Origin of the sequence: Streptomyces sp. NPDC088733, from assembly GCF_044751185.1 — a bacterium.
Lineage (GTDB): Bacteria > Actinomycetota > Actinomycetes > Streptomycetales > Streptomycetaceae > Actinacidiphila.
Genome location: NZ_JBIVLH010000006.1, coordinates 242,948 through 267,523, shown reverse-complemented (window position 1 = coordinate 267,523; position 24,576 = coordinate 242,948). Strand labels below are relative to the sequence as shown.

Here is a 24,576-nt window from a genome sequence, read left to right as displayed (position 1 = left end):
GTGCCCAAGCAGGACCGCAGCCGCGCCACCCGGCAGCGGCTGCTGGAGGCGGCCGTCGCCTGCCTGGCCGATCGCGGCTGGGCGGGCAGCACGGTCGCCGTCGTCGCCGAGCACGCCGGGGTCTCCCGGGGCGCGGCGCAGCACCACTTCCCCACCCGGGAGGACCTGTTCACCGGGGCGATCGGGTTCGTCTCCGAGCAGTGGCTGACGGCGCTGCGCGAGCGGGCGCTCGAACTGCCGGACCAGGGCGTCCCGCGCACGCGCGCCGTGGTCGAGCTGGTCGTCGACCTCTACACCGGCCCGATCTTCCGTGCCGCGCTGCACCTGTGGGTCGCGGCGGCCAACGAGGAGCAACTGCGGCCGCGCGTCGGGGCCCTGGAGGCCCGGATCGGCCGTGAGGCGCACCGTCTGGCGGTGGAGATGCTGGGCGCCGACGAGTCCGTGCCGGGTGTGCGCGAGACCGTCCAGGCCACTTTGGACATGGCCCGCGGCCTGGGACTGGCCCATCTGCTCAGCGACGACAGCGCCCGCCGCGCGGGCATCGTCCGCCAGTGGTCGACGGTCCTGGACGGGGCGTTGCGCGGCGGTTTTTGACTCGCCCGCTGTCGGTGGCCGGTGGGACGATCCCGGCATGGCGATCGAGGTGGATCAGACCGGCGGACTGGGCTTCCTGCTGGCGTTGGTGGACCGGGAGCAGGCGGCGCGGATACGTCTGCGCACGGGCCTCCCGGAGGAGGACCCTTCGGCGGGCGGCCGGCCCCCGAAGGGCTACGGATGGCAGTACGGCCTGCGGGACCTGCCTTCCTCGGTGGTGTGGTGGATGCTCCAGCAGGACGATCCGGACGTCAATGTGCTGGTCTACGAGCATGCCCGGATCGACGACCGGGTACGGCACGACATCCTCCGCGGCGTCCCTCAAGGCCCCGGCCGCACCCGGCCTGTCAAGGTCGACAGGGCCCTGTCACGGTTCGCTCCGCCGGAGGTTCGCCTGGCGTCCGGTCCCGAGGAACTGACGGCCGTACTGCGCGAGGTGGGGTCGATGGGGCAGGGGCGCGTCGCCGCGCGCATGGTGGGGCGCGAGGACTGGCCGGTGGTGGCCGCCGCGGACGCCGTCCGGCCGCTGCCCGGCTACGCCCGCTGGGCGCTGTCCGTCCGGCCCGACTGCCCGCCGGAGGTGCGCGCGCGGTTCGGCACGCACCGCAAGTTCACGCATCGGCTCAGGACCGCGGGCATCGTGGACGGCCCGGCGGCGTACGCGACGACGACGCGGCCGGCGCCGCAGGCCCTGTCGGTCCTGGCGATGGGCCGCTGGGCGTTCCCCGGCCGCCTCGCCGAGGCTCACGCGGCGCTGCGGCCCCTCGTCCGGGCGGAGCTGGGCGGCAACACCGAGGCCTGGGCCGTGCTCGCACAGTTGCTGCCGACGTTCACGGGGACGGTGCCGGAGCTGGTGACGACGGCGCGGGCGATCGCGGGCGACGCCGCGTGAGAAGTCGATGGCCCGTTGTCGGTGGGCTCTGGTACCACTGATCACAGGGGCATCCGGGGGGGGTGCCGAGGTCGTGCACGGGGGGCGGTCATGGCGTACGGGGCAGGCACAGCCGCGCGACGGCTCACCGTCGGGCTCGACGACCGGCGGGCGCTGGAGCGCTGGCGTCCGGCGGATCCGGAGGTCGTGGCGGAGGCCCGGCGGCTGAAGGAGGCGGCGCTGCTGGACTTCGGCCTGACGCAGTCCGCGGTCGCGTCCTGGCTGTACGCCAAGTGCCGGCACCAGATCCCTACGACGGCGGTGGACACGGCGGCCGTGGTCGCCTCCGGGGACGGCACGATCCTGCTGCTGTTCAACCCGGACTTCTTCGTGGGGCTCGGCCTGGAGGGGGTGAAGTTCGTCCTCTTCCACGAGTCGCGGCACGTAGTGCAGCGGCATCTGTTCACCGAGCAGGAGCTGCGGGACGACCCGGTCTTCGCCCTGGCCGCCGAGGTGTCCATCAACCACGTCGCGATGGTCCGGCTGGAGCGCGACACGCTGCCGCTGCTCGACGGCGAGCCGACCGGCGTCGACCCCCGCGCCGTCCACGCCGCGTACGAGGGCGACCTGCGGGAGCAAGGGCTGACGCCGCTGCCCTACGAGGAGTTCACCGCGACCGACATGAGCGTCTACACCGAGCTCAAGCGGATGGCCCGCCCGCCGGTGCCGGCGGTCGCGGCGTGGTGTGTGCACATGGACGGGCCCGGAGTGCCGGCGGACCAGGAGACCGTCGACGGGATGGTGTCCTCGGCCCTGCTCAACTCCCTGCTGGCGGCACGCCGCGGCCACACCGGCGCGGAGCGCGAACTGCTCGACCTCATGGACCGCACCCAGGACGCTTCGGAGCGCACCTCGCGGCTGTGGGGGAACCTGGGGGCCGGCGCGCTGCGCGGCGAGACCGTGCGGACGCGGCAGGTCGACTGGTGGCAGCGGTGGCTGGTCGACGTGGTCGCCTCGAAGCTGCGCGAGGGCGAGCGGCTGGTGTACCCGAAGAAGCGCGGCGCCCTGCTGGCCGCGCTCGGGCACGACCCGATGCTGTCGCGGCGCGGTCCGGTGCGCGACAAGGTGCTCGTCGTGGCCTACGACACCTCGGGGTCCATGCCGGCCTCCGTCGTGGCGTGGCTGACCGAACTCGTGGGCCGCATCGAGGGTGTGGAGGCGCACTGGCTGTCCTTCGACGGCGTCGTGATGCCCTTCGCGCCGGGCGAGCGGGTCTACGGCGGCGGGGGCACAAGCTTCCAGGCCGTCGCCGACTACGTGGAGGGACGCACGGAAGTGCGGGGCCGCCGCTTCGAGGAGCGTCCGGACGCCGTGATCGTGCTGACCGACGGCTTCGCCCCGCACATCACGCCGGCCGAACCGGACAAATGGATCTGGCTGATCACCCAGGGCGGCGACGACTGGCCAGACGGCCACACCCCGCCCATGGCCTGCCACCGCGTCACGACAGGAGCGACATGACCACCACCACCGCGGCGACCGCCACGGCCGGCCCCCGGCCGTGGCGGGCCAATGCCACGTATCCCGGGCCGCCCGAGGGCTGGACCGGCCGGTCGCGCCTGGAGTCCTTCATCGACGCGATGATCGACATGCGGCAGACCGGTCAGGTCTTCGGCGAGCACGGCATCGGCAAGACCTCGACGTTCTTCTCCCACATCGCCGAGGCGTACCCCGACACCGAGCTGGTCTTCGTCCCCGCCGCCAACCTCACCCCGGACGACCTGCTGGCGAACGCGCCCGTCCGCGACCAGGAGACCGGCGACCTGGTGCTGCGTCAGCTGGTGATGAGCCAGCTGAAGCCGGGGCGGCCGTTCGTGCTGCTCATCGACGACTCGCTGCAGGCGGGCGAGACGATCCAGTCGCAGCTGATGCAGATCGCCTGCAACTGGACGCTCGGTGAGTACGACCTGCGGGCGCTCGGCTGCATCGGGGTGTTCCTCAGCGACAACGAGTCGCTGGCGGAGACCGCGAGCCGGCGCGGCGACCTGGCGCTGCTGGACCGCATGGTCACCGTCCGCGTCACCGCCAACGACACGTCCTGGCGGACGAAGCTGGCCGCGAAGTACCGGGACCGCGACCTGTCCGGGGTCTTCGGTGTGTGGGCGTCCCTGGGCCCCGCGGTCCGCGAGCTGCTGTCCCCGCGCACCCTCGACCACATCCTGGCCAACGCGCGCGAGGGGTTCCCGTTGCGCTGGGGGCTGCCGCTGCTCAACGGGGAGCGGCTGCGGCTGGCCGAGCCGCGGGCCGACGGCACTCCCGGACCCGACCGGACGGCCGAGATCCTGAACCGGATCGCCAAGGCGCTCGGCGTCCCCAACCCGGCGACGGTCCCGGACCCGGTGCGCTCCGTGGTGCGCGCGGCGCTGCGCAACCGGTGGACGGTGCTGCTCCAGGGGCCGCCCGGCTGCGGCAAGACCGAGCTGGTGCGCGAGACGCTGCGCGAGGGGCTTGGCCGCGACCCGCTCTACTTCTCGCTGCCGGTCACCAACGTCGAGGACCTGTGCGCGCCCATCCCGGGCCGGGACGGGTCGCTGGAGAACCTGCTGGCGGCGGTCTTCACCGGGGCCGAGCCGAAGGCCGTCGTCTGGGACGAGTACAACCGGCCGAAGGACAAGGCGGCCTTCGCCAAACTGATGGAGATCACGCAGGAGTGGTCGCTGGCCGGTCGCCCGATCCAGAACCTGCGGGCGCAGATCGCCGTGCAGAACCCGCCCTACCACCTGGGCCGCAAGCTGCTCGTGTCGCGGAACAACATCGCCCAGGCCACCCGGTTCACCGCGTCCCTGACGGTCGAGCCGGGCGACATCCCCGCCAACGAGTGGCTGATCTCCCGCTACGGCGCGGTCGCGGAGACCGTGCTGGAGTGGTGGAAGCACGACATCGACGAGGACGGGCGCGCGTGGATCACCAAGCGCACCATCGAGCGGCTGATCAAGCTCCATCAGCGCGGTCTGCCGCTGGAGATGGCGACGGTCTACCTCGGCGACGGGGAGTACGCGCCGGTGCCGCTCACCGCGCTGGTGGACCGGCTGGCGTGGCGTCAGGTGACCGGGCTGCGCGAACTGGCGGAGGACGTCGAGGGCTGGGAGGCGCGGCTGCGCGGTGCCCGCGAGGAGTCCGGCGAGGGCAACAACGACAGCGACCTCGTCCACCAGGTCATCGCCAACGCCGAGTTGTCGCAGCTCAAGCGCTACCGCAAGGTCGTGACCCGGCTGGTGGCCCTGCTGCCGCCGAAGCTGCGCTCGACCTATCTCGTCGGTGCCCCGGAGGACGCGCAGCGCTTCTGGATCGAGACGTTCGCCCGCATACCCCGCTGACGTGCCGGCAGGCGGGGCTCAGCGGGGCGTGCGGTGGACGCTGCGGACGGCGGCCACGGCGTCGGGAACGGCGGGGTGGGGCAGGTGGGCGCTGAGCGCGTCGAGACGCTGCCGGACGCTGGTCGCGACACCCTTGCCGAGCACGTAGCGGGTGGGAGTGGCCGCGCCGGGCGCCGCGTCGAGCAGGCGGTGCGCCTCGCGGCTGCGCATGCCGGTGTTGGCCAGGACGAGGTGGCCGAGCCGGTGCGGCGCGGCGGCCAGGGCGGCGGCGATGGCCTCGGCGGCCCCGGTGTCGACGCGGTTGTCCGCGGCACCGAGGACGGCGGCGGCGCGCACCCGGCCCAGGTCCAGCAGTTCAACGCCGGCGGCGGCCGCGGCGGCGACCAGCGCCGCGGTGCCCCGCGGGCCGATGCCGTTGCTCGCCGCGGACAGCCGGGTGAGCCTGCCGTGGGGTGCCCGGCGCAACGCCTCGGCGAGGATCAGGCCGCCCTCGTCGCCCAGGCGCGCCGCGGAGACGTACAGTTCGCCGATCACGCCCCGGGTGATCAGGTCGGCGAGCACGGCCGCCCCTGCCGGCCCCAGCGTGTTGCCGCCGACGAAGAGCCGCTCCATGCCCCGCCCGCCCCCGGCGGCGACGAGCAACGCGTCCACCAGGACCGCCAGCCCCGCGACGTCCAGACCGGTCTGCACCAGGTCCAGGGTGCGCAGCGAGCGCGCCGCCTCCACGAGTCCGGCCGCTGCCGGCCCGCCGCCCGGCCCGAGCGGATTGCGCTTGAGCCACACCCCGGTGACCGCCTGCGGCGAGGCCCGCAGGCTGTCGGCGATGGTGCAGGCGCCGCCCGCGGTGATCCCGTTGCAGCCGAGGTAGAGCGTCTCCACGCCGGTGCCCGCGGTGCGTTCGGCGACGGCGGCGGCGCCCGCGTCGCCGAGCCCGTCGGTGCCGAGCAGCAAGTGGCGGACGGCGCCGGTGGCCGGGGCCTGGCGCAGCGCCTCGGCGACGGCCGCGGCACCTTCGGCGCCGAGTGCCTGTTTGCACAGGTCGAGCCGGCCGTCGGGCAGGGCGGTCCCGGCCTCGAAGTCGGTTCGCCGCGCCACGGCTTCGCCGCCGCGCAGCCAGCCCAGCAGGGGTTCCAGGTCGGTGCGCGGACGCGGCACGACCTCAGGGACGCCCGCGTGCGGCTGCTGGTCGTCCGTCATGTCACCACTCGGCTTCCCGGTAGTCCTTGAGGAACACGCCGGACACCGGGTGCCCGGCCTCGCCGCGCACGATCGGGTCGTAGACGCGTGCCGCGCCGTCCACGATGTCCAGCGGGGTACGGAAGCCGGCGCCGGCGAGCCGGTGCTTCTTCGGATGCGGATTCTCGTCGGTGATCCAGCCGGTGTCGACGCTGCACATGTGGACCCCGTGCCCGGCCAGGGCCGGACCGCTGGTGCGGGTGAGCATGTTGAGGGCGGCCTTGGCCATGTTGGTGTGCGGGTGGCCGGCCGTCTTGTTGCGGACCGCGAAGCGGCCCTCAACAGCGGTGACGTTGACGACGTAGCGGCGCGGCCGGGGCGAGGCGAGCAGCAGCGGCAGCAGCCGGTCGCACAGCAGCGCGGGGGCGACGGCGTTGACGAGCTGGGTCTCCAGGAGCTCGGCCGGGTCGAGCCCGCCGAGCTCGGCCGACCAGGAGTTGCGCGGCGCGGTGTCGGGCAGCAGACCGGCCTCGTCGGTCTCGGCCAGCACCAGTTCGGCCACCGGGCCGCTCGCGGCGGGCAGGGCGGGGGCCGCGCCGAATCCGGGGGCGGTCAGCACCGCTCGGGGCCGCGGCCCGGCCGGCAGCGGCAGCCACTCCCCCGCGGTGAGGGCGGCGTAGGCGGCGGGCGGTCTGCGCACGGTCTGCGCCGCGTTGTTGACCAGGATGTCCAGCGGCTCGCCGGTCTCCCGCAGCCGTTCGCACAGGCCGACGACCTGGCGCGGGTCGCGCAGGTCGACGGCGACGACGGTCAGGCGGTGCAGCCAGTCCGCACTGCCGGGGGCGGCGCCGAACCGGCGGGCGGTGTCCTGCGGGAAGCGGCTGGTGACCAGGAGTTCGGCACCGTCGCGCAGCATCATCAGGGCCAGCTGGAAGCCGATCTTGACCCGTCCGCCGGTGAGCAGCGCCCGGCACCCGGTGAGGTCCGTGCGCGCCCGGCGGTGGGCGGAGTTGTCGGCGGCGCAGTCCGGACACAGCAGGTGGTAGAAGGCGTCCGCCTGCCGGTAGTGCGCCTTGCACACGTAGCAGCGGCGCGGCCGGGTGAACTCCCCCGCGGGGCCGGCGTCGTCCGTGTCCAGGGGCGCGTCCTCGCGCCGGGCCAGGGCTCCGGTGGCGGTGGCCGCGACGACCTCGGCGTCCGCGGCGCTCCGTTCCTCGCGCCGGGTCCTGCGGCGGCGCAGCCGCCCGTCCCGCGTGAACGAGGCGGCGACCTGCTCGGCGCGCAGCCGTACCGGGTCGTCGACCGGCAGCGCGCGCAGTCTGCCCACCACCGCGTCGAACGCGGCGAGTTCGGCCTCGCCGATGACGGCCCCGTCCCCGCCGGTCTCCCCCACTGCGCCCGCCCGTTCGTGTTTCCCTGAGATGGATCCGGCCGGATTCGAACCGGCGTCTCCGCCCTTGAGGGGGCGGTGCGCCTGCCTCTGCGCTACGGACCCGTGCGGACTGCCCGGACGGCCGGAATCGAACCGGCGTCTCCGCCTTGACAGGGCGGCGCGCCTGCCTCTGCGCTACGTCCGGGCATTGCCGATGATCCTATCGGGGGTCCGGCCGGAATCGAACCGGCGTGTTCGCCTGAGCAAGGCGGTGCGCCTGCCTCTGCGCTACAGACCCGCGCGGACTGCCCGGACGGCCGGAATCGAACCGGCGTGATTCCTTTTTGGAGAAGGTGCGCCTGCCTCTGCGCTACGTCCGGGCATTGCCGGTGATCCTAACGGCACCGCGCCCCCGGGCCTACGATCGGGCTGACGCCGCCCGACCGCCCGGAGGAGGCCCCGTGACCGCCGCCCGCGATCCGCTCGCCGTTCGGGAGGAGGTGCGCGCGTCCGCCCTCGCCCTGCCGGGGGCCGGGGAGGAGTTCCCCTGGGGCGAGAGCGTGGTGAAGGCCGCCAAGAAGGTCTTCGTCTTCCTCGGCGTCGGTGACGGCAGCCATCCGCCCCGGATCGGTGTGAAGCTCAAGGACCCCGAGGTCCACGAGCACGCGCTGTCCGGGCCCGGCGCCGAGCCCAGCGGCTACGGCCTCGGCAGGGCGGGCTGGGTCTCCGTCCCGCTCGCCGGGGGCGCACCCGCAGCGGACGTGCTCTGCGAGTGGGTGGAGGAGAGCTACCGCGTCATCGCGCCGAAGCGGCTCATCGCGGAGCTGGACGCGCGCTGACCTACGGTGTCGCGCCGATCACCGCGGCGGTCGCCGCGTCGAGCGGGTACGCCGGCTCGTCCGGCAGCAGGGCGGTCGCGCCCGCCGTGTCGCCCGAGCGGACCAGGTCGCGGACAGCGTGCGCGAGGCCGGTGACGTCCCGGACCGCGCGGAGCCAGTGGTCGGCGTAGTCCCTCGTCGCCCGCCCGGTGAGGCCGAGTTGCAGGGACCGGTACGGCAGCGGGCGCAGCGCGAGGTCGCGTTCGGGGTCCCACTGGACGCGGACCGAGGTGGCGCGCAGCCGCTCGGCCCAGGCCTGGCGGTCGGAGTAGGCCCTGCGGTCGTAGTGGGACAGGCAGGCACCCCGGAGCGCGGACTCGAAGCCCTCGCGGCTGATGTCGAGTGCAAGGACGCGTTCCTGGCCGTCCTTGCCGCCCCATCCGCTGCGGTACATCATCCACAGGAACGACGGCTTGATCCACGTCATGCGCGACCGGCTCCAGCTCTCGGGGAAGCGGCCGTGCCGTGCGGCATAGTCGCCGATCTCGGGACGGTACGCCTGATACACCGTCACGGTGTCCTCGGTGTGGGCGGCTCTGATCCGGCGGTGCGGGGCCGGGGTGGTCGGGGTGGTGTCCATGATGCGGGCATGGTGCCCTCGCGGCTCCGGCGGCCGCCATCGGTTTTTCGCGGAACCGCCGCTCCGCCCAGGCTCGGTGGCAGCCACCCGTTCGGTCGCGGCGGCGCGTCGGCACCGCTGGTGCTCGGCCGGGACGACTGCGTGGCCATCGACGCCGGCCGGTCGACGTCACGCCGCGGCGCACGCCCGGGCCCGCGCGTCGTGGCGATGCGCGCCCTCCTCGCCGTGGCCTACCCGCTGGACGTCGCGAGCGCCTTGCCCAATCGGCGGGACGCGCCCTCGTGCGTGACCCATTCGCTCAGCGTCTCCAACTCGCGCCGCGCCGCACTGTCCCCGAGCAGGCCCAGCGCCACGACGCCCGCCTCGGCCACGTGGAGCGCTCGGGGCGCGTTGCCCGACCGGTGGTCCAAGGAGGTCTCGACGAGGCCGGCGAGCGCGCGGGCGGTGTCCGGCCGCGGGGGCAGGAAGGAGAGCATCCAGGCCAGTCCACGCAGCACGTGCGAGTTGTGGGGGTCGAAAGACGTGTTCACGTCGAACGGGAGGTGCGGATGGCCGAGCAGCGGGACGGTCCGGTCCCGGTGAGCCAGTTCCAACCACCGGTGCATCGCCCGTCGCGCCTCCTCCGGGCCCACGGCGTCCAGCAGGGCCGATCCGGCCCGCCGCCACTTCACCGACGGCGCGCCCGCCGTCGCGGGGGCCGCGTGCTCCAGCAGCCGCTGCCACGGCTCTCCTCCGGCGGCGGCTTCGCTGAGGGCCGCGTCGGCCCACGGTTCACCCGGATTGAGCGCCGGGCCGGGGAAGTGGTTCAGCAGGTTCCGCAGTCCGGGTTCCGAGCCGTTGGCCGCCGCACCGGCGCGCCGGAGAGCGGGCACGTTCGCCGCCGCGCCGGTACGCCGGAAGGCGGCCAGGACGGCGGTGTCGGGAGTACGCCCGGCCGCGAGTTCCGCCTCGGCCAGTTCCCAGATCCGGTGGCCCGACCAGACGAGCCACTGGTCCCTCAACCGGCCGAGTTCTCGCTGACGTTCAGCGGCCAGCAGGCCACCGTCGAGGTCGCGGACGACTCCGGAGGCGACCGTGAGCAGCTCCGCGCGGAGGTACTCCCGATCCCGCCTGAACTCCTCGGCCGACCAGTCCTCTTCCACGTGGCCGTACCAACGGGCCCACATGCCGCCGAGTTCCAGCCGGTCCCTGTCGGCCAGCGCCCGCAGGAGCTCCATGTTCCGGGAGCCGACACCGGTCATGGAGCCGTTGTTGCAGGCCGCCCGCATGACGGCGCGCGACAGCTCCGGCAGATCGCCGCGCCCGGCGAGGACCTCGAAGTGAGCCGCCTGTTCTGCCAGGACCTGGGTGTTCCCCATCCATCTGCTCATGACCGGAAGCGTAGGAGCAGCCACTGACATCCCACCCGGCCCCGCACCCGGGCACCGGGACGTGGGCGCGGTCCCCGTATGGCCGCGCGGGCGGTGCGCCCCGAGGGCCCGCGGCTTAGCGTGGAATCCCGACGCGACATCTGCACGAAGGGCCCGGGCCGCCGCGCGGCAGCCGGGCGGGAGGTCCCCAGTGGGCTCTGTCACGTTCCTGCTCGTGGTGGTCATCGTCACGGCTCTCGCATTCGACTTCACCAACGGATTCCACGACACCGCCAACTCCATGGCGACCTCGATCGCCACGGGCGCGCTCACCCCCCGGGTCGCCGTCTCCATCGCCGGGGCGCTGAACCTGCTCGGCGCCTTCCTGTCCACGGAGGTCGCGAAGACCATCTCCAACGGCATCGTCGACGACAGCAAGGTGTCATCGGTGATGATCTTCGCGGGGCTCGTGGGGGCGATCCTGTGGAATCTGCTCACATGGCTCGTGGGGCTGCCGTCCAGTTCCTCGCACGCCCTGTTCGGCGGGCTGATCGGGGCGGTCTGGGTCGGCGCCGGGGGCTCCGCCGTCCGCGTCGGCGAGGTCCTGGAGAAGATCGTCATCCCGGCCGTGGCCTCACCGGTCGTGGCCGGCGCGGTGTCCCTGCTGGCCACCTACCTCGCCTACGTGATCACGCGGCGGACGTCGAACCGCGAGGTCGGCCGCGGCTTCCGCGCGGGCCAGATCGGCTCGGCCTCGCTCGTAGCGCTGGCCCACGGCACCAACGACGCCCAGAAGACGATGGGCGTCATCACCCTGACGCTGATCTCCGCCGGGGTGCTCGCGCACGGCGCGGGACCGCCGTGGTGGGTGGTGCTGAGCGCGGGGCTGGCGATCGCGCTGGGGACGTACGTGGGCGGCTGGCGCATCATCAGGACGATGGGCAAGGGGCTGACCGACATCCAGGCCCCGCAGGGTTTCGCGGCCGAGACCAGCGCGACGTCCGTCATCCTCGCGTCGTCGCACATGGGTTTCGCGCTGTCGACCACCCAGGTCTGCACGGGCAGCATCCTGGGCGCGGGACTGGGCCGAAGACTCGCCGAGGTGCGCTGGGGCGTGGCCGGGCGCATCGCCGTCTCCTGGGTGCTGACGCTGCCCGCGGCGGCCGCCGTGGGCGGTGTCGCCGCCTGGGTCGCCGGCCACGGGAACGTGGGGGTCGCGCTCGTCGCGGGCACCGCGCTGGCCGCCGCCACCGGCTTCTACGTCCTGTCCCGCCGGCGGCCGGTCACCCCCGACAACGTGAACGAGGAGCGCCCGAGGGTGCCGGAGGCCGCGCAGCGGTCGGCCGTCTGAGCGGCGAGGAGCGACGCGTGGACATCAAGTGGGGCAATCTCGCCTCGGTGTTCGGGGCCGGCCTGGGCATCACGATCCTGGTGGTCGTGATGTTCTCGCTCGGCATCGCCGCCTGGGGCCGCGCCGGCGACGGATCGGGGGGAACGCCCCCGCCGGAAGGAACGCGTGACGTCCACCGCAAGGTCGCCCTCGGCGCGGCGGCGCTGTGCTTCGCCGCGTGCCTGGCGGTCGCGGCCTACGGCATCGACCTGATCATCCCGGGGTGACGCTCAGAGCCGCGTGCCGTCCAACGCCGCCGGGGGCGCCTGGAGCGGGGTGACGGTACCGGTGCCGGTGCCGGGGTCGCCCTTGCCCGGCGCGGGAGGCTGTCCGGGCAGCGGGAGGGCGGCGGCGACCTTCTTCTCCACGACCTTCTCCGCGGCCTTGCCGCCGAAGTAGAAGCCCACCATCACGATCATGAAGGTGTTGAAGCTGTCGTAGACGTCGTCCAGGAAGCCCGTCTTGTCCGCCATCGCCCGCGCGACCTCGCTGTTGAACGAGGCCGCGACAAAGCCGAAGTAGAGCACGGTGAAGGCGGACATCACGGCCGTGCGGACATCGCGCGAGTCAGTGAACAGCACCAGGAAGGTGCACAGGCTCATCGCGGGCAGCGCCACGGACAGCCCCGCGATGCCGATGTCCTGGCCGAAGAACCAGAAGGTGGAGCCCACGCCCAGCGCGAGCAGCGTCACGTTCACCACGACGAGCAGCGAGCCCACTCGCCAGTTGATCCGGCCGTCGCCGATGCGGCCGGAGAACACGTCAGGCGGTCTCTCCCCGTTCACGGCGCACAGGCTACACCGGGGGTCCGGCGCCGGGTTCCTCGGCCAGGCGTTTGATGGCGCCGAGCCGCGCGTCCCACTGGGCGGCGACGCGGTCCATCCACCGCGCCGCCGCGATCAGCCGCTCCGGCCGCACGGCGTACCGCATTTCGCGCCCCGCGCGGCGTCCGGCGACCAGCCCCGCCTGGTCCAGGACGGCCAGGTGCTTAACGATCGCCTGGCGTGTGACGGGGAGTTCGGCGGCGAGCACGGTGGCGGTCGTGTCACCGTGCCCGGCAATGGCGTCCAGGATGCGCCGTCGCATCGGATCGGCCAGCGCGGCGAAGACGTCCTCCTCGCCGCCCGCCTGACGTTCCGTCATACGGGCAGCTTCTCCGTGTACGCGGCGAATCCGGCCAGGACCTGCGTCCACCCCTCCGAGTGACTCTCGTACCCGGCCTGCGCGACGCGGTCCTCGGGGATGTCGAGGGTCGCGAAGCCGCTCTCGACCACCCGCAGCAGCGTCCCCTCGCTCTCGGGGGTGAGGGTGAACTCGACGAGCGTGGAGTTGTCCTCCGCCGCCTCCACGCCCGGGAAGGCGCTGGCCCAGCGGTAGGCGAAGTAGCGCGGCGGCTCGACGCTCACGATCCGCGTCGGATAGATGTCCCCGCCGTGGTCCAGGCGCATGATGCCGCCCGGGCGCAGGTCCATGGACCGAGGCTCGCCACTGCCGCCCGCGTCCTGGCCGAACCAGCGGCCGATGTGCTCCGGACGGGTCAGCACCTCCCACACCCGCTCGACGGGCGCTCCGATGCTGATCTCGCGTTCGATCCGGTCCTGGGTCTGCGTGCTCATGGCCGTACCTCCATCGACGACAACCTTACGTGCAACTCCATGGTTGCACGACATCGACCCGATACGCAACCTCGGGGTTGCACATGGTTGCCCCGAGAGTCCGGCCACCGCGGGGGCGGCAGGCCCAAGTGGGCCCGCGGTGCGCGCCGTGCCCGACGTCGTGGGCGGCCGCGGTGGGCAGGCCCCCCGCAACGCGGCACCACAGGCAGCCAGTTGGGACCGCACCGCCCCGGCGCGGCCTTCAGGACGGTGGAGGGAAGGCGTCGAAGACCTTGTCCCAACGGGGCGAGCGCACGAGTGCGCCCAACTGCGCCGGGGTCAGCGGCGGATCGGGCCGGGTCTGCGGGGAGCCCTTCTCCGCGGCCGCGTTCCATTCGCTCGCCCCGATCTGCCCGCCCCTGGGCGTGGTCAGGACGGCACGCCAGTTCTTCGGCCCCTCGCGCTCGTCCGGGTACTCCCAGCCCTGCAGGACCGTCAGCACCAGCCCGTCCCCCAGTTCGGTGCGGGTGCACTTGGTGCCCTTCTTCATAAAGGACGTGTCCGGGCACTCGTTGTCCTGCTGCTGGTTGCCCATGACCCAGCTCAGGTCGACGGAGACGGTGGAGGCGCCCTTGCCGTCGTCGAAGACGACCTCCGCGTACGGGGCGGGATCGCCCCCCTCGAAGGCATGGGTGCCCCTTGCCCGTTCGCCCGTCACGCTCCCCGGCGGCAGCAGGGCCTTGAGCAGGTCCACCATCTCCTGGTCGGAGACCTCCGGGGCCCGGGGACTGGCGGTCGGCGCCGGCGTCGGCACTTCCGCCGTGGCCGATGCCTTCGCCGGTGTCCGCGTCGCCGGGACGGCCTGCCGGGAGTCGCCGCCCGGCACGACCAGCGCGACGGCGACGCCCACCGCCGCCACCGCGACGACGGCACCGCTCACGGCGGCGCGGCGGCGCCGGAGGGTCCGGCCGCGCGCGAGGCCCCCGGCGACGAGGGAGCGGTTGTCGGTGCTGAAGCTGTCGCCGGTGCTGCGCAGTGCGGCACCGAGGTCGTCTTCGAAGGGCATGGGGATGTCACCGTCCGTGGGAGAGCGGGAAGTCGTGAACCGGTGGGGGATCAGCGGGCGGACGCGAGGTCCGCGAGACTGTCGCCGAGCAGTTCGCGCAACCGCGCGAGCGCGCGGAACGAGCGCGTGCGCACGGTGCCGGAGGTGAGCCGCAGGGCTTCCGCGGTCTCCTCGATGCTCCGGTCCTCCCAGTAGCGCAGCACCAGCACCGCGCGGTCCTTGGGGGACAGCCGGGCCAGGGCGTCGAGGAGGGTCAGCCGCAGCAGCGTCGTGTCGCCGTCCGGCGAGGTGCCCGCGGGGATGTCGGGCACATCGCCTATGGGCGACTCGCGGTTGCTGCGCCGCCGCTGATGGGTGAGGAACGTACGGACGAGCACGGTCTGGGCGTAGGCGGCGGGATTGCCGATGCGGGCGATGCGCCGCCAGGTGAGGTACATCTTGCCGAGGGTCTCCTGGACGAGGTCCTCGGCCAGGTGCGTGTCGCCGCCGGTGAGCAGGCAGGCCGAACGGAAGAGGTGCGCCGCGCGGGTGGCGGCGAACTCCAGGTAGTCCTCCGTGCGTTCGTCGTGCATGTACCGTCCCGTGGTCGTGATCGTCTTCCGGCGCGCCTTCACTTCACTGACGCGGTGGACCATTGGAAATGTTGCACCGCCACAGCAGCAGGGCCCCGGCCAGGAACGGCAGTCCGGCCACGGCGAACAGCGGCCCCGGCCCCGCCCAGCGCGAGCCGAGCGCCCAGAGGCCGAACAGCAGCAGGGCGGCGGCCTCCGAGCCCAGTCCGGCCAGGGAGGTCACGGTGGCCCGGGTGCGGTCGCCGAGCAGCTCCTGGAGGCGGGCGTCGGCGGCGGCAGCCGCCCAGTCGAAGGCCCCGAACGCCATCGCCACGGCGACCAGGCCCACCGGATGGACGCCCGACGTCCCCGCGCCCACGGCCAGGCACAGCCCGGCCGCCGCCGGGGCCGCCGGGGCCCAGCGCATGCCGCGTCCGGCGAGCCAGCCGCCCGCGGTGGCCCCCGCGGTGACCAGCAGTACGAGCAGCGGCACCAGGGGCGCGTCCACGCCGGTGGCCCGCGCCAGCAGCGGTACGTACTCGTCCAGCGCGGCCGCGCCCGCCAGCAGCGACACCACGGCGAGCATCCGTGCGACCCCGGGCTCCTGCCGGGCCTCGGTGAGCGCGTCGCGCAGCAGGGCGCCGTAGGCCGCCTCGTCGTGCGACGCCTCCCGGCGCCGCTCGGGCAGCCGGAGAGCGGCGAGCGCGGTGAGCACCGTCACGGCGATGCTGGTCACCCCCACCGCGAGGTACCCGCCCGCCGCCAGCAGCGGTCCGGCCGCGGCCGTCGCCGCCAGCGCGGCCGTGGTGCCGATCGCCTGTGAGCGGCCGATGAGCCGCGCGTACGCACCGGCCGCGCCGACCCCGCTCAGCCCCTCGTGGACCAGTGCCTGCAACGCCCCCGAACGCAACGCGCTACCGGCGCCCCACAGCACGAATCCGGCCGCGAACGAGGTGTAGCCGGGCAGGAATGTCCACAGGGCGAAGCCGGCTCCGGTCAGCAGCGGCGCGACGAAGAGCAGGGTGCGACGCGAGAAGCGGTCCGCCCACACCCCGGACGGCACTTCCAGCGCGAACGCCGTGAAGGACCAGAGGGCGAAGAGCGAGGAGATCCCGGCCTCGGAGAGCCCGGAGTCGGCGAAGAGCACCGCGTACACCGGGTAGAGCGGGATGAGGTCCTCGAACAGGGCGTAGGCGTACAGCCTGCGCGCGAGGAAGGACTCCGGGGACTTCCCTGTCGATCAATGTCGCCATGTCATGACACGAGCGTACGCGGGTACGTCTCCGGTGAGGAGTGGTTTCCATGCATCTGGGACGTACCGGAAGCGAGCCCCTGCAAGCCCGCAGCGCGCTGCGGATGAGACTGGGGCTGGCCGTCTTCGGACTGGTCTGGGCGATCGCCGGGACGGTGATCTTCTCGATCCTCGGGCAGATGGGCTGGGCGATCTTCTTCGGTGTGCTGGCGCTGGCCGCCGCGACCGACCTGGTGGTGGTCGTCCGCCACATCCGGCAGGGCCCGCACTACCAGCCGGGGCGTGACGTACCGCCGTACCACCCCGTGAGCAGGAGGTGACGCCGCGCGCACCCGTGGTGAAGCGCGAAAACGCGGAAGGCCCGGTACTTGCGCACCGGGCCTTCCGTTTCAGTAGCGGGGACAGGATTTGAACCTGCGACCTCTGGGTTATGAGCCCAGCGAGCTACCGAGCTGCTCCACCCCGCGTCGGTGAACACCACCCTACGGGGTGTCGGCCCCAGGACCAAATCCATTTCCCGCGGCCGCGCCGAGGGGCCCGTGCGGGCTCAGGCCGGCTGCCACAGCTCGATGCGGTTGCCCTCGGGATCGGTGACCCAGCCGAACCGGCCGATGCCGTCCATGGACTGGGTCTCCTGGGCCACGTCGGCCCCCTTGGCGCGCAACTGCGCGAGCATCGCGTCCAGGTCGCGGACCCGGAAGTTGAGCATGGTCTGCTGCGTGCGCGACCCGAAGTAGTCGGTCCCGGACTCGAAGGCAGCGAACACCGTCGCCCCGGCCTCCTGGCGCCACAGGCCGTGCTGGTCGGTGTCCAGACCCAGGCAGTCGCGGTACCACGCGCTCAGTGCCTCCGGGTCGTCGGCCCGCAGGAAGTATCCGCCGATTCCCAGTACATGTTCCATGCCGCCCATCCTGCCGGAACTGGTGTACGGCGGCGGTTCGGATGCCCGGTCGCCACGCCCGGAGCGCGGCCGCTACTCCGGTCCCGGCCGGGGCCTGGGCAGCGTCGGCGGGTCGTCCGGCCCCTCCGGGTACCCCGGGTCCCCATCGGCATCCGGGGCGTACGGCCGGAAGGGGTCCAGGGCCGGCAGGTCGGGCACCAGATGGGCGTAGGCGCGGCAGACGGCGGCGGTCTCGGCGATCGACACCAGCGGGGTGCGGATGTGGGACCAGCCGCCGGAGGCGTCCCCGGCCACCGCCACGCCGGCCCGGTCCCGGGCGATCGATGTCGCGGCCGCCATGGCCTCGGGCGCGAAGTCGGCCAGGCCGATCTCGGCGGTCTGCCGGCTCACCCGGTGCACCACCCGGCCGGTGAGCTGGGCACGGAGCAGCCCCGCGCCCTTGCCGAGCTCGGGCCCGAACCGCTGCCCGCAGATCTCCAGGTAGATGCCGACCGGACGGGCCCGCTGCGCCAGCCGGATGAGGTTGGCGACCATGCGGTCCCGGGTCTCCTCGTCGACCGTCGTGGCGTTCGGGAACAGCTCGGCGATGTCGTCGACCAGGACGACGACCGGGAAGGGCCGGACGTAGGCGGGAAGCCCCCAGATGTCAGACGCGACCTCCTCCTCGGGCTCCGTGAGCGCCGCCCCCTGCTGGTCCTTGAGCAGGTCGAAACGATCCTCCATCTCCACCACCAGGGCCTCCAGCAGCTTCGACGCCTGCTCGCGGTCGGTGGCCAGGGCCGACAGGCGGGCCGCGTAGGGGGCCTGCTCCACGCCGCGCTTGCAGTCGATGCCGACCAGCGCCACCGGCAGCTTGGCCAGATTCATGATCAGGTTGCGCTGATACACCGTCTTGCCCGACTGGTTGGCGCCCAGGGTCAGCGTGTGCGGGATCTGCCGGTAGTCGCGCACGAAGGTCGTCCCGTCCTCGCGCAGCGCGACCGGGACCACCATCGGGCCGGACGGGAGACGGCGCGGCATGCGCACCTCGCGCAGCACGTCGTAGCCGGTCATGCGCAGTTCCACCACCCCGGGCCTGACCGGGACCACGCTGAGGGCGTGCACACCCCAGGCGTGCCGCAGCCGGCCGGCGGCGGCGGCCACGTCGGCCGGTTCCAGCCCCGGCGGGAGCCGCAGCCGGACCCGCAGTCCGATGAGGGAGCCGCTGACCCGGCGGATCCTCGGCGGCACCGGCCGGGCCTGCCCGCGGCCGGCGGCCCACACCGCGAACGCCCGCAGCCGGGACGGGGGCAGGGCCAGCCCGCAGGCGACCATCGTGGAACCGTACGTGGCCAGGAACCGGCCCCAGGTCAGCGGCAGGCCGACCAGCAGCCAGAAGGCCACCGGGTACCGGCGCCGAACGTAGTCCAGGCCGCCGGCCAGTGTGAGCACCAGGCCCAGGAGCACGACGACCCTCATGGTGATCAGCCCCTGCCATTCGACGCGGCGGCCCGGACCCGTGCGATGGCCGCCGCGGCGCGGACCGGGAGGGATCCCGTGCCGGGTACGGCGGTTGAACGGATGGTCGCAGTTCCCGGACCCCCGTCCCGGGAACCGGCGCAGAAGGGCGCCGTACGCAGCCCGGATCGGTGACGCCGCTACTGCGGATGGCCGCTGACGGGCCGTCGGGCGCCGGTGCGCGGACGCGACGGCGGCGGGGCTCCCCCCGGTGCCCCGCCGCCGCGTTCCGCGTGCCGTCGTGCCGCTCGGCCGGCCGGGTCAGCCGTAGAGCTTGGCGACGGCCCTCGTGGTGGTCTTCTTGAAGGCCTTGACGGGGGCCTGCTTGAGCGTGCCCATCTGGCTCCACTTCACGACGGTCACGGTCCGGCCGTCGCGCCCGATGCCGTAGAGCGCGACACCGTGCTCGGACTCGGGGGGCGCGGTGTGCACGCCGTAGACGTGCGCACCGTTCGCCACGCCGAGCGGGCCGTAGTCCTTCCAGTCGGCCTCGCCCTGCGGGTTCTGGCGCTCGAAGCGGGCGGCGCAGCCGCGGACGGACGTACGGAGCCGGGTGGCCAGGTCGCGGGCGGCCGCGGTGTTCTTCGCCGTGAAGGTGAGCTGGACGGCACCGGTGTCGAACTCGGTGCCGAACTCCCGGTACGCGGCGCCGCGGGACGGCAGGACGCGCTCCAGGCAGAAGACCGGGTAGTCGGGCAGGCCCTGGGTGACCCGGCCCCCGTACCAGGGGGAAGAGGGGTGCGGCGGCAGTTCCTTGGGCGCCAGGAATTTCGGCGCCGGCGCGGCGGCCTCCGCCTCGGCCGCCCCGAGGCCGAGCAGTGCGGTGGCGGCGACGGCCGCCACGACGGCGCGGCGGGTCAGTGAGTGCTGGTACACGATGCGTCCCCGTTGTCTGTGGTGTGGTTCTCGGTCGTGGTGCCGCCGGCGCCGGAGCGACGGCGGCGATGTGCACCAGGCTGCGCGGGACGGTCGCGGCCCGGCAACGGATGCCGCGTCATCCGGGACGCCGGAACGGTTCCGCGTACCCTGGCCTGGGGAGAGGGGAGCGCCCTGGAACGGGTGCCGGGAACGCGGGACGACGGCGGGGGCACGGGGATGGCCGGTACGGCGGCGGGCAGCGGGCAGTTCGCGGAACGTCTGCGCGCCCTCAAGGAAGCCTCGGGGCTGAGCTACGGGCAGCTGGCGGGCCGACTGCACGTCAGCACGTCGACCCTGCACCGCTATTGCCACGGCGACGCCGTTCCGGCGGACTACGCGGTCGTGGAGCGCCTGGCGCGGCTGTGCGGGGCGGGGCCGGAGGAACTGGTCGAGCTGCACCGCCGGTGGGTGATGGCGGACGCGGCGCGGCGGACCGGCAACCGGGGCGGCGGTGCGGAGCCCGCGGACATGCCGCAGGAAGCGCCTGATGAGCCCGATGTACCCGATGGGCCCGAGGAGGCCGCGGTGGAGGGCCCGGTGCCCGTCTCCGGGGAGCCTCCGCGCCGCGGTTCGTGGCGCGGTTCGTGGCGCCGCCGGCTGTCCCGCCCGGCGGTCGTGGTGTCCGCGGCCGCGCTCGTGCTCACCGGCGCCGCGCTGGCGATGACCGACGCCGCGGGAGACGGCCGTCCCCTTGCGGCCCGCACGGCGCCTTCCGCGACCGGCGGCAGCGGCAGTGCCCGCGCCTCGGCCCCCGTGACGGAAGGGGTGCCCAGCGGCCGCCCGTCGCCGACGCCCTCGGCGACCGGGACCCGTTCCGCTCCTTCGGTCGCTCCGTCGTCGGGCGGGCCGTCCCGCCGGCCCTCACCGTCGGGAACGCCCAGGGGCTCCACGCCTGCCGGCCCGGACGTACCGGCCGGGCCGCTGACGTGGAGTGTGCGGTCGCACGTGTGGGAGAACGGCTGCGACCACCGCTATCTGATCGACCGTCCCCCCGCCGACGTCCCGCCGCCGCCCGTCGCACAGGATGCCCGGGCCTGGGCGACCGCCCTCGACGCCGTGCACGGGGGCACCACCATCGTCGAGACCACGCTGCGCGGCAGGGGCGCGGCGCCGGTGGTGGTGCAGGCGCTGCACGTGCGGGTGGTGGAGCGGCGCGTCCCGCTGCGCTGGTCCTCGTACGCGATGGACAACGGCTGCGGAGGTGCCCTCACCCCGGCCGTGTACGCCGTCGACCTCGACATCGCGCGCCCCCTCGCCCGTCCCCAGGACGGCTTCGACGGCGAGCGGACCGTCCCCGCGGTCCGTCTGCCGTACCAGGTCTCCGGCCGGGATCCGCTGGTGCTGCGGGTGGACGCCCGGACGCAGGGCTGCGACTGCGACTGGTACCTGGAGGCCGACTGGACCTCGGGCGGGCGCACGGGCACGGTCCGTATCGACGACGGGGGCCGGCCCTTCCGCACCAGCGGCGTCAAGGGCCGCCCCCAGTACGGCTACTGGCCGGAGACGGGCTGGACCCGCGGCTGAGGCTGGGGGCTGCCGGCTTGCGGGCCTGCGGGCCTGCGGGCCTGCCGGCTTGCGGGCCTGCGGCTTCACAACCCGGGGCAGGGCGATCCGCAACGCGACTCCCAGCGGGAACGGGCCGCCGCCGGCCGGGGCGAGGGAGATCAGGAGTCGATCCCGGCGTGCCCGAGCAGGGTGACCGCCGTCCCGAAGCACGCGGCGTACGCGATCACGAAAGGCTGCTCACGGCCCACGCCGGCGCCGCCCTGCCCGGTTCCTCGGAGTGCCGCGGTCCCCGATCGGGATGTCCGTCGGGCGGGCGGCCGCCGGGTAGGAACTCGGCTCGGAGATCTCGGAGTTGGCGACGTGGTACCTGACGGGGGCGATGGGCCGACCGCGCCCCCGCCGAGACGTTCCACCTGGGCGGGGCCGCCCGCTTCGACCCCGGGGCGGCGGTGGGCTTCCGCGCGGTGCGCGAGTTCCGCGTCGACGACGGAACGACCGAGGCGCCGCACGGACCGGCGCGGGGAACGGCGCCGTGCCGGCGTCCGGCGACGCCGGCGTGCTGCCGGCCGTCGCCCGCGGGATCGCGGGCGCGGGCCGACGGGGTGTCAGGAGCCGAACGGCAGCAGCAGCCCCTTGTTCATGGTGAGCAGTACGACCAGCACCATCAGGTCGGCCGCGCCGAGGACGAGCCCGATGATGGCCCGCACGGGACGCTTGGTGCCGCGCACCAGGGCGACGCCGCCGAGCACCAGGGCGAAGGGGCCGAGCACGATGTTGAAGGCGAGCAGGCCGACCAGTCCGAGGACGAACGAGGCGACGGCCATGCCGTCGGCGCCGTCCGAGCCGTCCTTGGGGCGTACGTCGCGGCGAGTGGGTGCGTAGGAGTCCATGGGTCGAATCCCCCCTGGGAGACGTGGAGTCAGCGGTGGCGGTGGTGGGAGAGGCGTTCGCGGACCGAGAAGACGAGCAGCCAGGCGGCGATCGCGCCGGCGGCGGTGAGGAACACGGGGAACGAGGTGCAGGAGACGGTGCCCAGGAGGATCCCCAAGGCGACCAGGGCGACGAGGAACGTCACGAGGCGCTGCCTTTCTCGATGACTGCGATGCCGCGGCGGTACGTGCCGCGGACGGGCGGAGCGGGGCGAGGTGGCGCTTGAGTGAACAGTTGGAATAACAGTTGTTCACTGAATCCGTAGTCTAGTGTCGCCAAACTCAGCGAACAGCTGTTTACTGGATGACATGAGTCACACCCTCGGGGTCCGCGAGGCCCAGAAGCAGCAGACCCGGCAGGCCCTTCTCGACGCGGGCCTGCGCCTGCTGGAGAACCAGAGCCTGAGCAGCCTGGGACTGCGCGCCGTCACGCGCGAAGTGGGCGTCGCACCCGCGGGGTTCTACCGCCACTTCCGGGACATGAGCGACCTCGGGGTGGCGCTGGTCGGCGAGTCGCTGAGCAGCCTGCACGCGATGATCCAGGCGATCCTGGCCGAGCAGGACGACGCCGGGGAGGTCATCGCCCGCTCCGTGCGCCTGATGGCACGGCATGTGCACGAGCACCGGCCGCACTTCCGGTTCATCGCGCGCGAGCGCCACGGCGGCGTCACCGCGGTCCGTGAGGCCATAGCGGCCGAGATGGCGCAGTTCGCCGAGGAGGTGGCCACCGCCCTTGCGGCGCAGCCGATTTCGGCGGGCTGGCGCACCGAGGACGTGCGCATGCTGGCCGAACTCTACGTCGACCGCATGCTGATGACCGCGATCGCCTTCATGGAGGCGCCGGCGGACGACCCCGCGGCCGCGGAACGCATCGAACGCACCGCCCGCAAGGAGCTGTTCCTCATCCATCTGGGCCGCCGGCACTGGCTCGCCGCCCAGGAGGACGGCAGCGCGCCCCGGGGCTGAGGGAGCGTGCCACGATCCGGAATGGCGATTCGCACTTGCGGAGATCGGCCATCTAAGGTGAAGCCATGGCCATCGCACTCTTTCGGCGCAATCGTTCGGCACGCAATGGTACAGAAGCGGCGGTGCTGGCACCGCCGATCGCCAGAGGCGCGGGACTGATCAGCTGCCAAGTGCTGGACCCCCTCGGGCAGCCGATGAACGGCGCCGAGATCGTGGTGACCGAACTGGGCAGCGGACGCGTGCGGGTGAAGGCGACCAGCGACCCCTACGGCACCTTCCTCGCGACGCTGCCGCCCGGGCAGTACACCGTCGTCGTCTCCGCGGACAGCCTGCAGCCCTACCGCGGGACGGTGGAGATAGCCGAGGGGCTGCAATCGCCCATCGGCAGCATCCAGTTGGCCCCCTCCCCCGGGCTGGAGCTGCCGCCCCCCGGCACCTGGCTCTTCGACCCCCCGCACACCGCGATCCGCTTCATCGCCAAGCACGTGGGCATGGCGCATGTGCACGGCCGCTTCGACCGCTTCGAGGGCGGCATCCGGGTCGCCGAGCGCATGGAGGACTCGCAGGTCGAGATCAGCATCGACGCCGCGAGCATCAACACCGGCAACCGCACCCGGGACAACCATCTGCGCTCGGCGGACTTCCTGGACGTCGCCGCCTACCCCTTCATCCACTTCGCCAGTGACCGCTTCCTGCACCGCACCGGCAACAAGTGGACCGTCCAGGGCCATCTGACGATGCACGGCACCAGCCGCTCGGTCTCCCTCGACACCAACTACCTGGGCCTGGCGACCGGCGGCTACGGCGAGGAACTGCGCTGCGCGGCCCTCGCGAGCGCCGAACTCCACCGTGAGGACTACACCTTGAACTGGCAGAACATGCTGGCGCGGGGTATCGCGGTGGTCGGCCCGACCATCAAGCTGGAGCTCGACATCCAGGCCATGTTCTCCGCGCACGACACCCCGACGCCTCCGGAGTAGCCGGGCCCGGGCCTCAGAACGCGCTGTCGGCCGCGGGCGTGATGACCGCGAACACCGCGCCCTGCGGGTCGGTGATCTGGGCGAAGCGGCCGACACCCGGCATGTCCGTCGCGGGCACGCGGAGGGTGCCGCCCGCCGCCACGGCCTTGGCCACGGTCGCGTCGACGTCGGCCGCCGTGAAGTACGGCAGCCAGTGCGCGGTCGTGCCCGCGGCGAGCTGCGCCTCCTCCAGCAGCCCCACGCCGCCGTGGCCCGCGTTGTCGTCGCCGGCGCCCGGGGAGACCACCACGTACGTGAATCCGGGGTTGCTCATGTCGTCGGTCTTCCAGCCGAAGACGCTCCGGTAGAAGTCGAGCGCCGCGGGCACGTCGGCGGTGTACAGCTCGGTCCAGTACAGGCTGCCGGGCTCGTTGACGACGTCGATGCCCTGGTTCGCCCCGGGCTGCCAGACGCAGAAGTGCGCCCCGGCCGGGTCGGCGAAGACCGCCATGCGGCCCTGGTCGAAGACGTCCATGGCCGGGGCGCGGACCGTGCCGCCGGCCTGCTCCACCGCCTTGGCCGTGGCCTCGGCGTCCTGGGTCCGGAAGAACGGCTCCCAGGCCGCCGAGCCGGCGTCCGGGTCGCCCGGGCCGATCCCGGCGACGGTCCGCTCGCCGATCTTGAACATGCCGTAGCCGCCCGCGTCCGGTCCGGCCGAGACGTACTCCCAGCCGAACACCTCGCCGTAGAACGCGGCGGCGGCCTTGCTGTCCGGCGCTCCCAGGTCGAGCCAGTTGGGCGCGCCGGGGAGGAAGTCTGTGCTGAGCATGGGGTGCTCCTTCGACGGAG

At 73.5% G+C, this 24,576-nt stretch carries 27 protein-coding genes and 5 tRNA genes; 11 read left to right on the top strand and 21 right to left on the bottom strand.

Going from position 1 to position 24,576, the window contains the following annotated elements; translation table 11 throughout:
- The 4 genes from ACIP64_RS13835 to ACIP64_RS13820 all read left to right on the top strand — a co-directional run bounded on the left by ACIP64_RS13835 (position 1) and on the right by ACIP64_RS13820 (position 4,842).
- On the top strand, positions 1–594 hold the full coding sequence (locus ACIP64_RS13835) for a TetR/AcrR family transcriptional regulator (RefSeq protein WP_401585319.1): 594 nt from the start codon (positions 1–3) through the stop codon (positions 592–594).
- Between the two features lie 37 nt (positions 595–631).
- The gene (locus tag ACIP64_RS13830; protein ID WP_401585316.1) at positions 632–1,486 is read left to right on the top strand and encodes a hypothetical protein; all 855 of its coding nucleotides are present in this window, start codon (positions 632–634) and stop codon (positions 1,484–1,486) included.
- A 90-nt stretch (positions 1,487–1,576) separates the two neighbouring features.
- Positions 1,577–2,986 (top strand): hypothetical protein, encoded by a 1,410-nt coding sequence (locus ACIP64_RS13825; RefSeq protein ID WP_401585313.1) that lies wholly within the window; start codon positions 1,577–1,579, stop codon positions 2,984–2,986.
- Positions 2,983–4,842, top strand: a complete 1,860-nt coding sequence (locus ACIP64_RS13820; RefSeq protein ID WP_401585311.1) for an AAA family ATPase — start codon at positions 2,983–2,985, stop codon at positions 4,840–4,842. Before ACIP64_RS13825 ends, ACIP64_RS13820 begins: the two co-directional genes overlap by 4 nt.
- 18 nt (positions 4,843–4,860) lie before the next feature.
- Here ACIP64_RS13820 and ACIP64_RS13815 read toward each other — a convergent pair whose 3' ends face one another.
- The 6 genes from ACIP64_RS13815 to ACIP64_RS13790 all read right to left on the bottom strand — a co-directional run bounded on the left by ACIP64_RS13815 (position 4,861) and on the right by ACIP64_RS13790 (position 7,770).
- Positions 4,861–6,039, bottom strand: coding sequence for a ribonuclease inhibitor (locus tag ACIP64_RS13815; RefSeq protein ID WP_401585308.1), 1,179 nt, complete (start codon positions 6,037–6,039; stop codon positions 4,861–4,863).
- Position 6,040: 1 nt separating this feature from the next.
- On the bottom strand, positions 6,041–7,411 hold the full coding sequence (locus tag ACIP64_RS13810) for an SDR family NAD(P)-dependent oxidoreductase (RefSeq protein WP_401585306.1): 1,371 nt from the start codon (positions 7,409–7,411) through the stop codon (positions 6,041–6,043).
- Positions 7,412–7,440: 29 nt separating this feature from the next.
- A tRNA-Glu gene (locus ACIP64_RS13805) sits at positions 7,441–7,513 on the bottom strand.
- A 10-nt stretch (positions 7,514–7,523) separates the two neighbouring features.
- Positions 7,524–7,595, bottom strand: a tRNA-Asp gene (locus ACIP64_RS13800).
- A gap of 21 nt (positions 7,596–7,616) precedes the next feature.
- Positions 7,617–7,688, bottom strand: a tRNA-Ser gene (locus tag ACIP64_RS13795).
- Positions 7,689–7,698: 10 nt separating this feature from the next.
- Positions 7,699–7,770 (bottom strand) — tRNA-Trp (locus ACIP64_RS13790).
- An 81-nt stretch (positions 7,771–7,851) separates the two neighbouring features.
- On the opposite strand from ACIP64_RS13790, the gene ACIP64_RS13785 reads away from it, so the two are divergent.
- Positions 7,852–8,229 (top strand): MmcQ/YjbR family DNA-binding protein, encoded by a 378-nt coding sequence (locus ACIP64_RS13785; RefSeq protein ID WP_401585304.1) that lies wholly within the window; start codon positions 7,852–7,854, stop codon positions 8,227–8,229.
- A 1-nt stretch (position 8,230) separates the two neighbouring features.
- Here the strand turns inward: ACIP64_RS13785 and ACIP64_RS13780 are convergent, their stop codons facing one another.
- Entirely contained in the window at positions 8,231–8,848 is a 618-nt protein-coding gene (locus ACIP64_RS13780; RefSeq protein WP_401585301.1) for a DUF4291 domain-containing protein, read from the bottom strand.
- A gap of 230 nt (positions 8,849–9,078) precedes the next feature.
- Entirely contained in the window at positions 9,079–10,218 is a 1,140-nt protein-coding gene (locus ACIP64_RS13775; protein WP_401585298.1) for a hypothetical protein, read from the bottom strand.
- 190 nt (positions 10,219–10,408) lie between these two features.
- Here ACIP64_RS13775 and ACIP64_RS13770 point away from each other — a divergent pair, with 190 nt between their 5' ends.
- On the top strand, positions 10,409–11,548 hold the full coding sequence (locus ACIP64_RS13770) for an anion permease (protein WP_401585295.1): 1,140 nt from the start codon (positions 10,409–10,411) through the stop codon (positions 11,546–11,548).
- Positions 11,549–11,565: 17 nt separating this feature from the next.
- Positions 11,566–11,814: a hypothetical protein gene (locus tag ACIP64_RS13765; protein ID WP_401585293.1), complete on the top strand. Its 249-nt coding sequence runs from the start codon at positions 11,566–11,568 to the stop codon at positions 11,812–11,814.
- A gap of 3 nt (positions 11,815–11,817) precedes the next feature.
- On the opposite strand, the gene ACIP64_RS13760 is transcribed toward ACIP64_RS13765, so the two are convergent.
- The 6 genes from ACIP64_RS13760 to ACIP64_RS13735 all read right to left on the bottom strand — a co-directional run bounded on the left by ACIP64_RS13760 (position 11,818) and on the right by ACIP64_RS13735 (position 15,955).
- Positions 11,818–12,372, bottom strand: a complete 555-nt coding sequence (locus tag ACIP64_RS13760) for a hypothetical protein (RefSeq protein WP_401585290.1) — start codon at positions 12,370–12,372, stop codon at positions 11,818–11,820.
- Between the two features lie 10 nt (positions 12,373–12,382).
- On the bottom strand, positions 12,383–12,730 hold the full coding sequence (locus tag ACIP64_RS13755) for an ArsR/SmtB family transcription factor (RefSeq protein WP_401585287.1): 348 nt from the start codon (positions 12,728–12,730) through the stop codon (positions 12,383–12,385).
- Positions 12,727–13,203, bottom strand: a complete 477-nt coding sequence (locus ACIP64_RS13750) for an SRPBCC family protein (RefSeq protein ID WP_401585284.1) — start codon at positions 13,201–13,203, stop codon at positions 12,727–12,729. Before ACIP64_RS13750 ends, ACIP64_RS13755 begins: the two co-directional genes overlap by 4 nt.
- A 241-nt stretch (positions 13,204–13,444) precedes the next feature.
- Positions 13,445–14,248 (bottom strand): hypothetical protein, encoded by an 804-nt coding sequence (locus ACIP64_RS13745; RefSeq protein WP_401585282.1) that lies wholly within the window; start codon positions 14,246–14,248, stop codon positions 13,445–13,447.
- Between the two features lie 50 nt (positions 14,249–14,298).
- Positions 14,299–14,820 (bottom strand): SigE family RNA polymerase sigma factor, encoded by a 522-nt coding sequence (locus ACIP64_RS13740; protein ID WP_401585279.1) that lies wholly within the window; start codon positions 14,818–14,820, stop codon positions 14,299–14,301.
- Between the two features lie 43 nt (positions 14,821–14,863).
- Entirely contained in the window at positions 14,864–15,955 is a 1,092-nt protein-coding gene (locus tag ACIP64_RS13735; RefSeq protein WP_401585276.1) for an MFS transporter, read from the bottom strand.
- Between the two features lie 146 nt (positions 15,956–16,101).
- Here ACIP64_RS13735 and ACIP64_RS13730 point away from each other — a divergent pair, with 146 nt between their 5' ends.
- The gene (locus ACIP64_RS13730; RefSeq protein ID WP_401585273.1) at positions 16,102–16,371 is read left to right on the top strand and encodes a DUF6343 family protein; all 270 of its coding nucleotides are present in this window, start codon (positions 16,102–16,104) and stop codon (positions 16,369–16,371) included.
- Between the two features lie 73 nt (positions 16,372–16,444).
- Here ACIP64_RS13730 and ACIP64_RS13725 read toward each other — a convergent pair.
- From ACIP64_RS13725 to ACIP64_RS13710, 4 genes are all read right to left on the bottom strand, one after another.
- Positions 16,445–16,518, bottom strand: a tRNA-Met gene (locus ACIP64_RS13725).
- A gap of 80 nt (positions 16,519–16,598) precedes the next feature.
- Complete coding sequence (locus ACIP64_RS13720; RefSeq protein ID WP_401585270.1) at positions 16,599–16,952, bottom strand: VOC family protein; 354 nt, start codon at positions 16,950–16,952, stop codon at positions 16,599–16,601.
- 72 nt (positions 16,953–17,024) lie between these two features.
- Positions 17,025–18,410 (bottom strand): FtsK/SpoIIIE domain-containing protein, encoded by a 1,386-nt coding sequence (locus ACIP64_RS13715; RefSeq protein WP_401585268.1) that lies wholly within the window; start codon positions 18,408–18,410, stop codon positions 17,025–17,027.
- Positions 18,411–18,710: 300 nt separating this feature from the next.
- Positions 18,711–19,325 carry a hypothetical protein gene (locus ACIP64_RS13710; protein ID WP_401585265.1) on the bottom strand — a complete coding sequence of 205 codons (615 nt, stop codon included), beginning with the start codon at positions 19,323–19,325 and terminating at the stop codon, positions 18,711–18,713.
- Positions 19,326–19,544: 219 nt separating this feature from the next.
- On the opposite strand from ACIP64_RS13710, the gene ACIP64_RS13705 reads away from it, so the two are divergent.
- The gene (locus tag ACIP64_RS13705; RefSeq protein ID WP_401585262.1) at positions 19,545–20,891 is read left to right on the top strand and encodes a helix-turn-helix domain-containing protein; all 1,347 of its coding nucleotides are present in this window, start codon (positions 19,545–19,547) and stop codon (positions 20,889–20,891) included.
- A 587-nt stretch (positions 20,892–21,478) separates the two neighbouring features.
- Here ACIP64_RS13705 and ACIP64_RS13700 read toward each other — a convergent pair.
- Complete coding sequence (locus tag ACIP64_RS13700) at positions 21,479–21,763, bottom strand: DUF4190 domain-containing protein (RefSeq protein ID WP_401585259.1); 285 nt, start codon at positions 21,761–21,763, stop codon at positions 21,479–21,481.
- A 29-nt stretch (positions 21,764–21,792) separates the two neighbouring features.
- A complete protein-coding gene (locus tag ACIP64_RS13695) occupies positions 21,793–21,948 on the bottom strand; it encodes a hypothetical protein (RefSeq protein WP_401585256.1) in 156 nt (51 codons plus the stop codon).
- 163 nt (positions 21,949–22,111) lie between these two features.
- Here ACIP64_RS13695 and ACIP64_RS13690 point away from each other — a divergent pair, with 163 nt between their 5' ends.
- Together ACIP64_RS13690 and ACIP64_RS13685 are read left to right on the top strand one after the other, a co-directional pair.
- Positions 22,112–22,768 (top strand): TetR family transcriptional regulator, encoded by a 657-nt coding sequence (locus tag ACIP64_RS13690; RefSeq protein WP_401585254.1) that lies wholly within the window; start codon positions 22,112–22,114, stop codon positions 22,766–22,768.
- A 65-nt stretch (positions 22,769–22,833) separates the two neighbouring features.
- A complete protein-coding gene (locus tag ACIP64_RS13685; RefSeq protein WP_401585251.1) occupies positions 22,834–23,748 on the top strand; it encodes a YceI family protein in 915 nt (304 codons plus the stop codon).
- 13 nt (positions 23,749–23,761) lie between these two features.
- On the opposite strand, the gene ACIP64_RS13680 is transcribed toward ACIP64_RS13685, so the two are convergent.
- On the bottom strand, positions 23,762–24,556 hold the full coding sequence (locus ACIP64_RS13680; protein WP_401585249.1) for a VOC family protein: 795 nt from the start codon (positions 24,554–24,556) through the stop codon (positions 23,762–23,764).
- Positions 24,557–24,576: the final 20 nt, after the last annotated feature.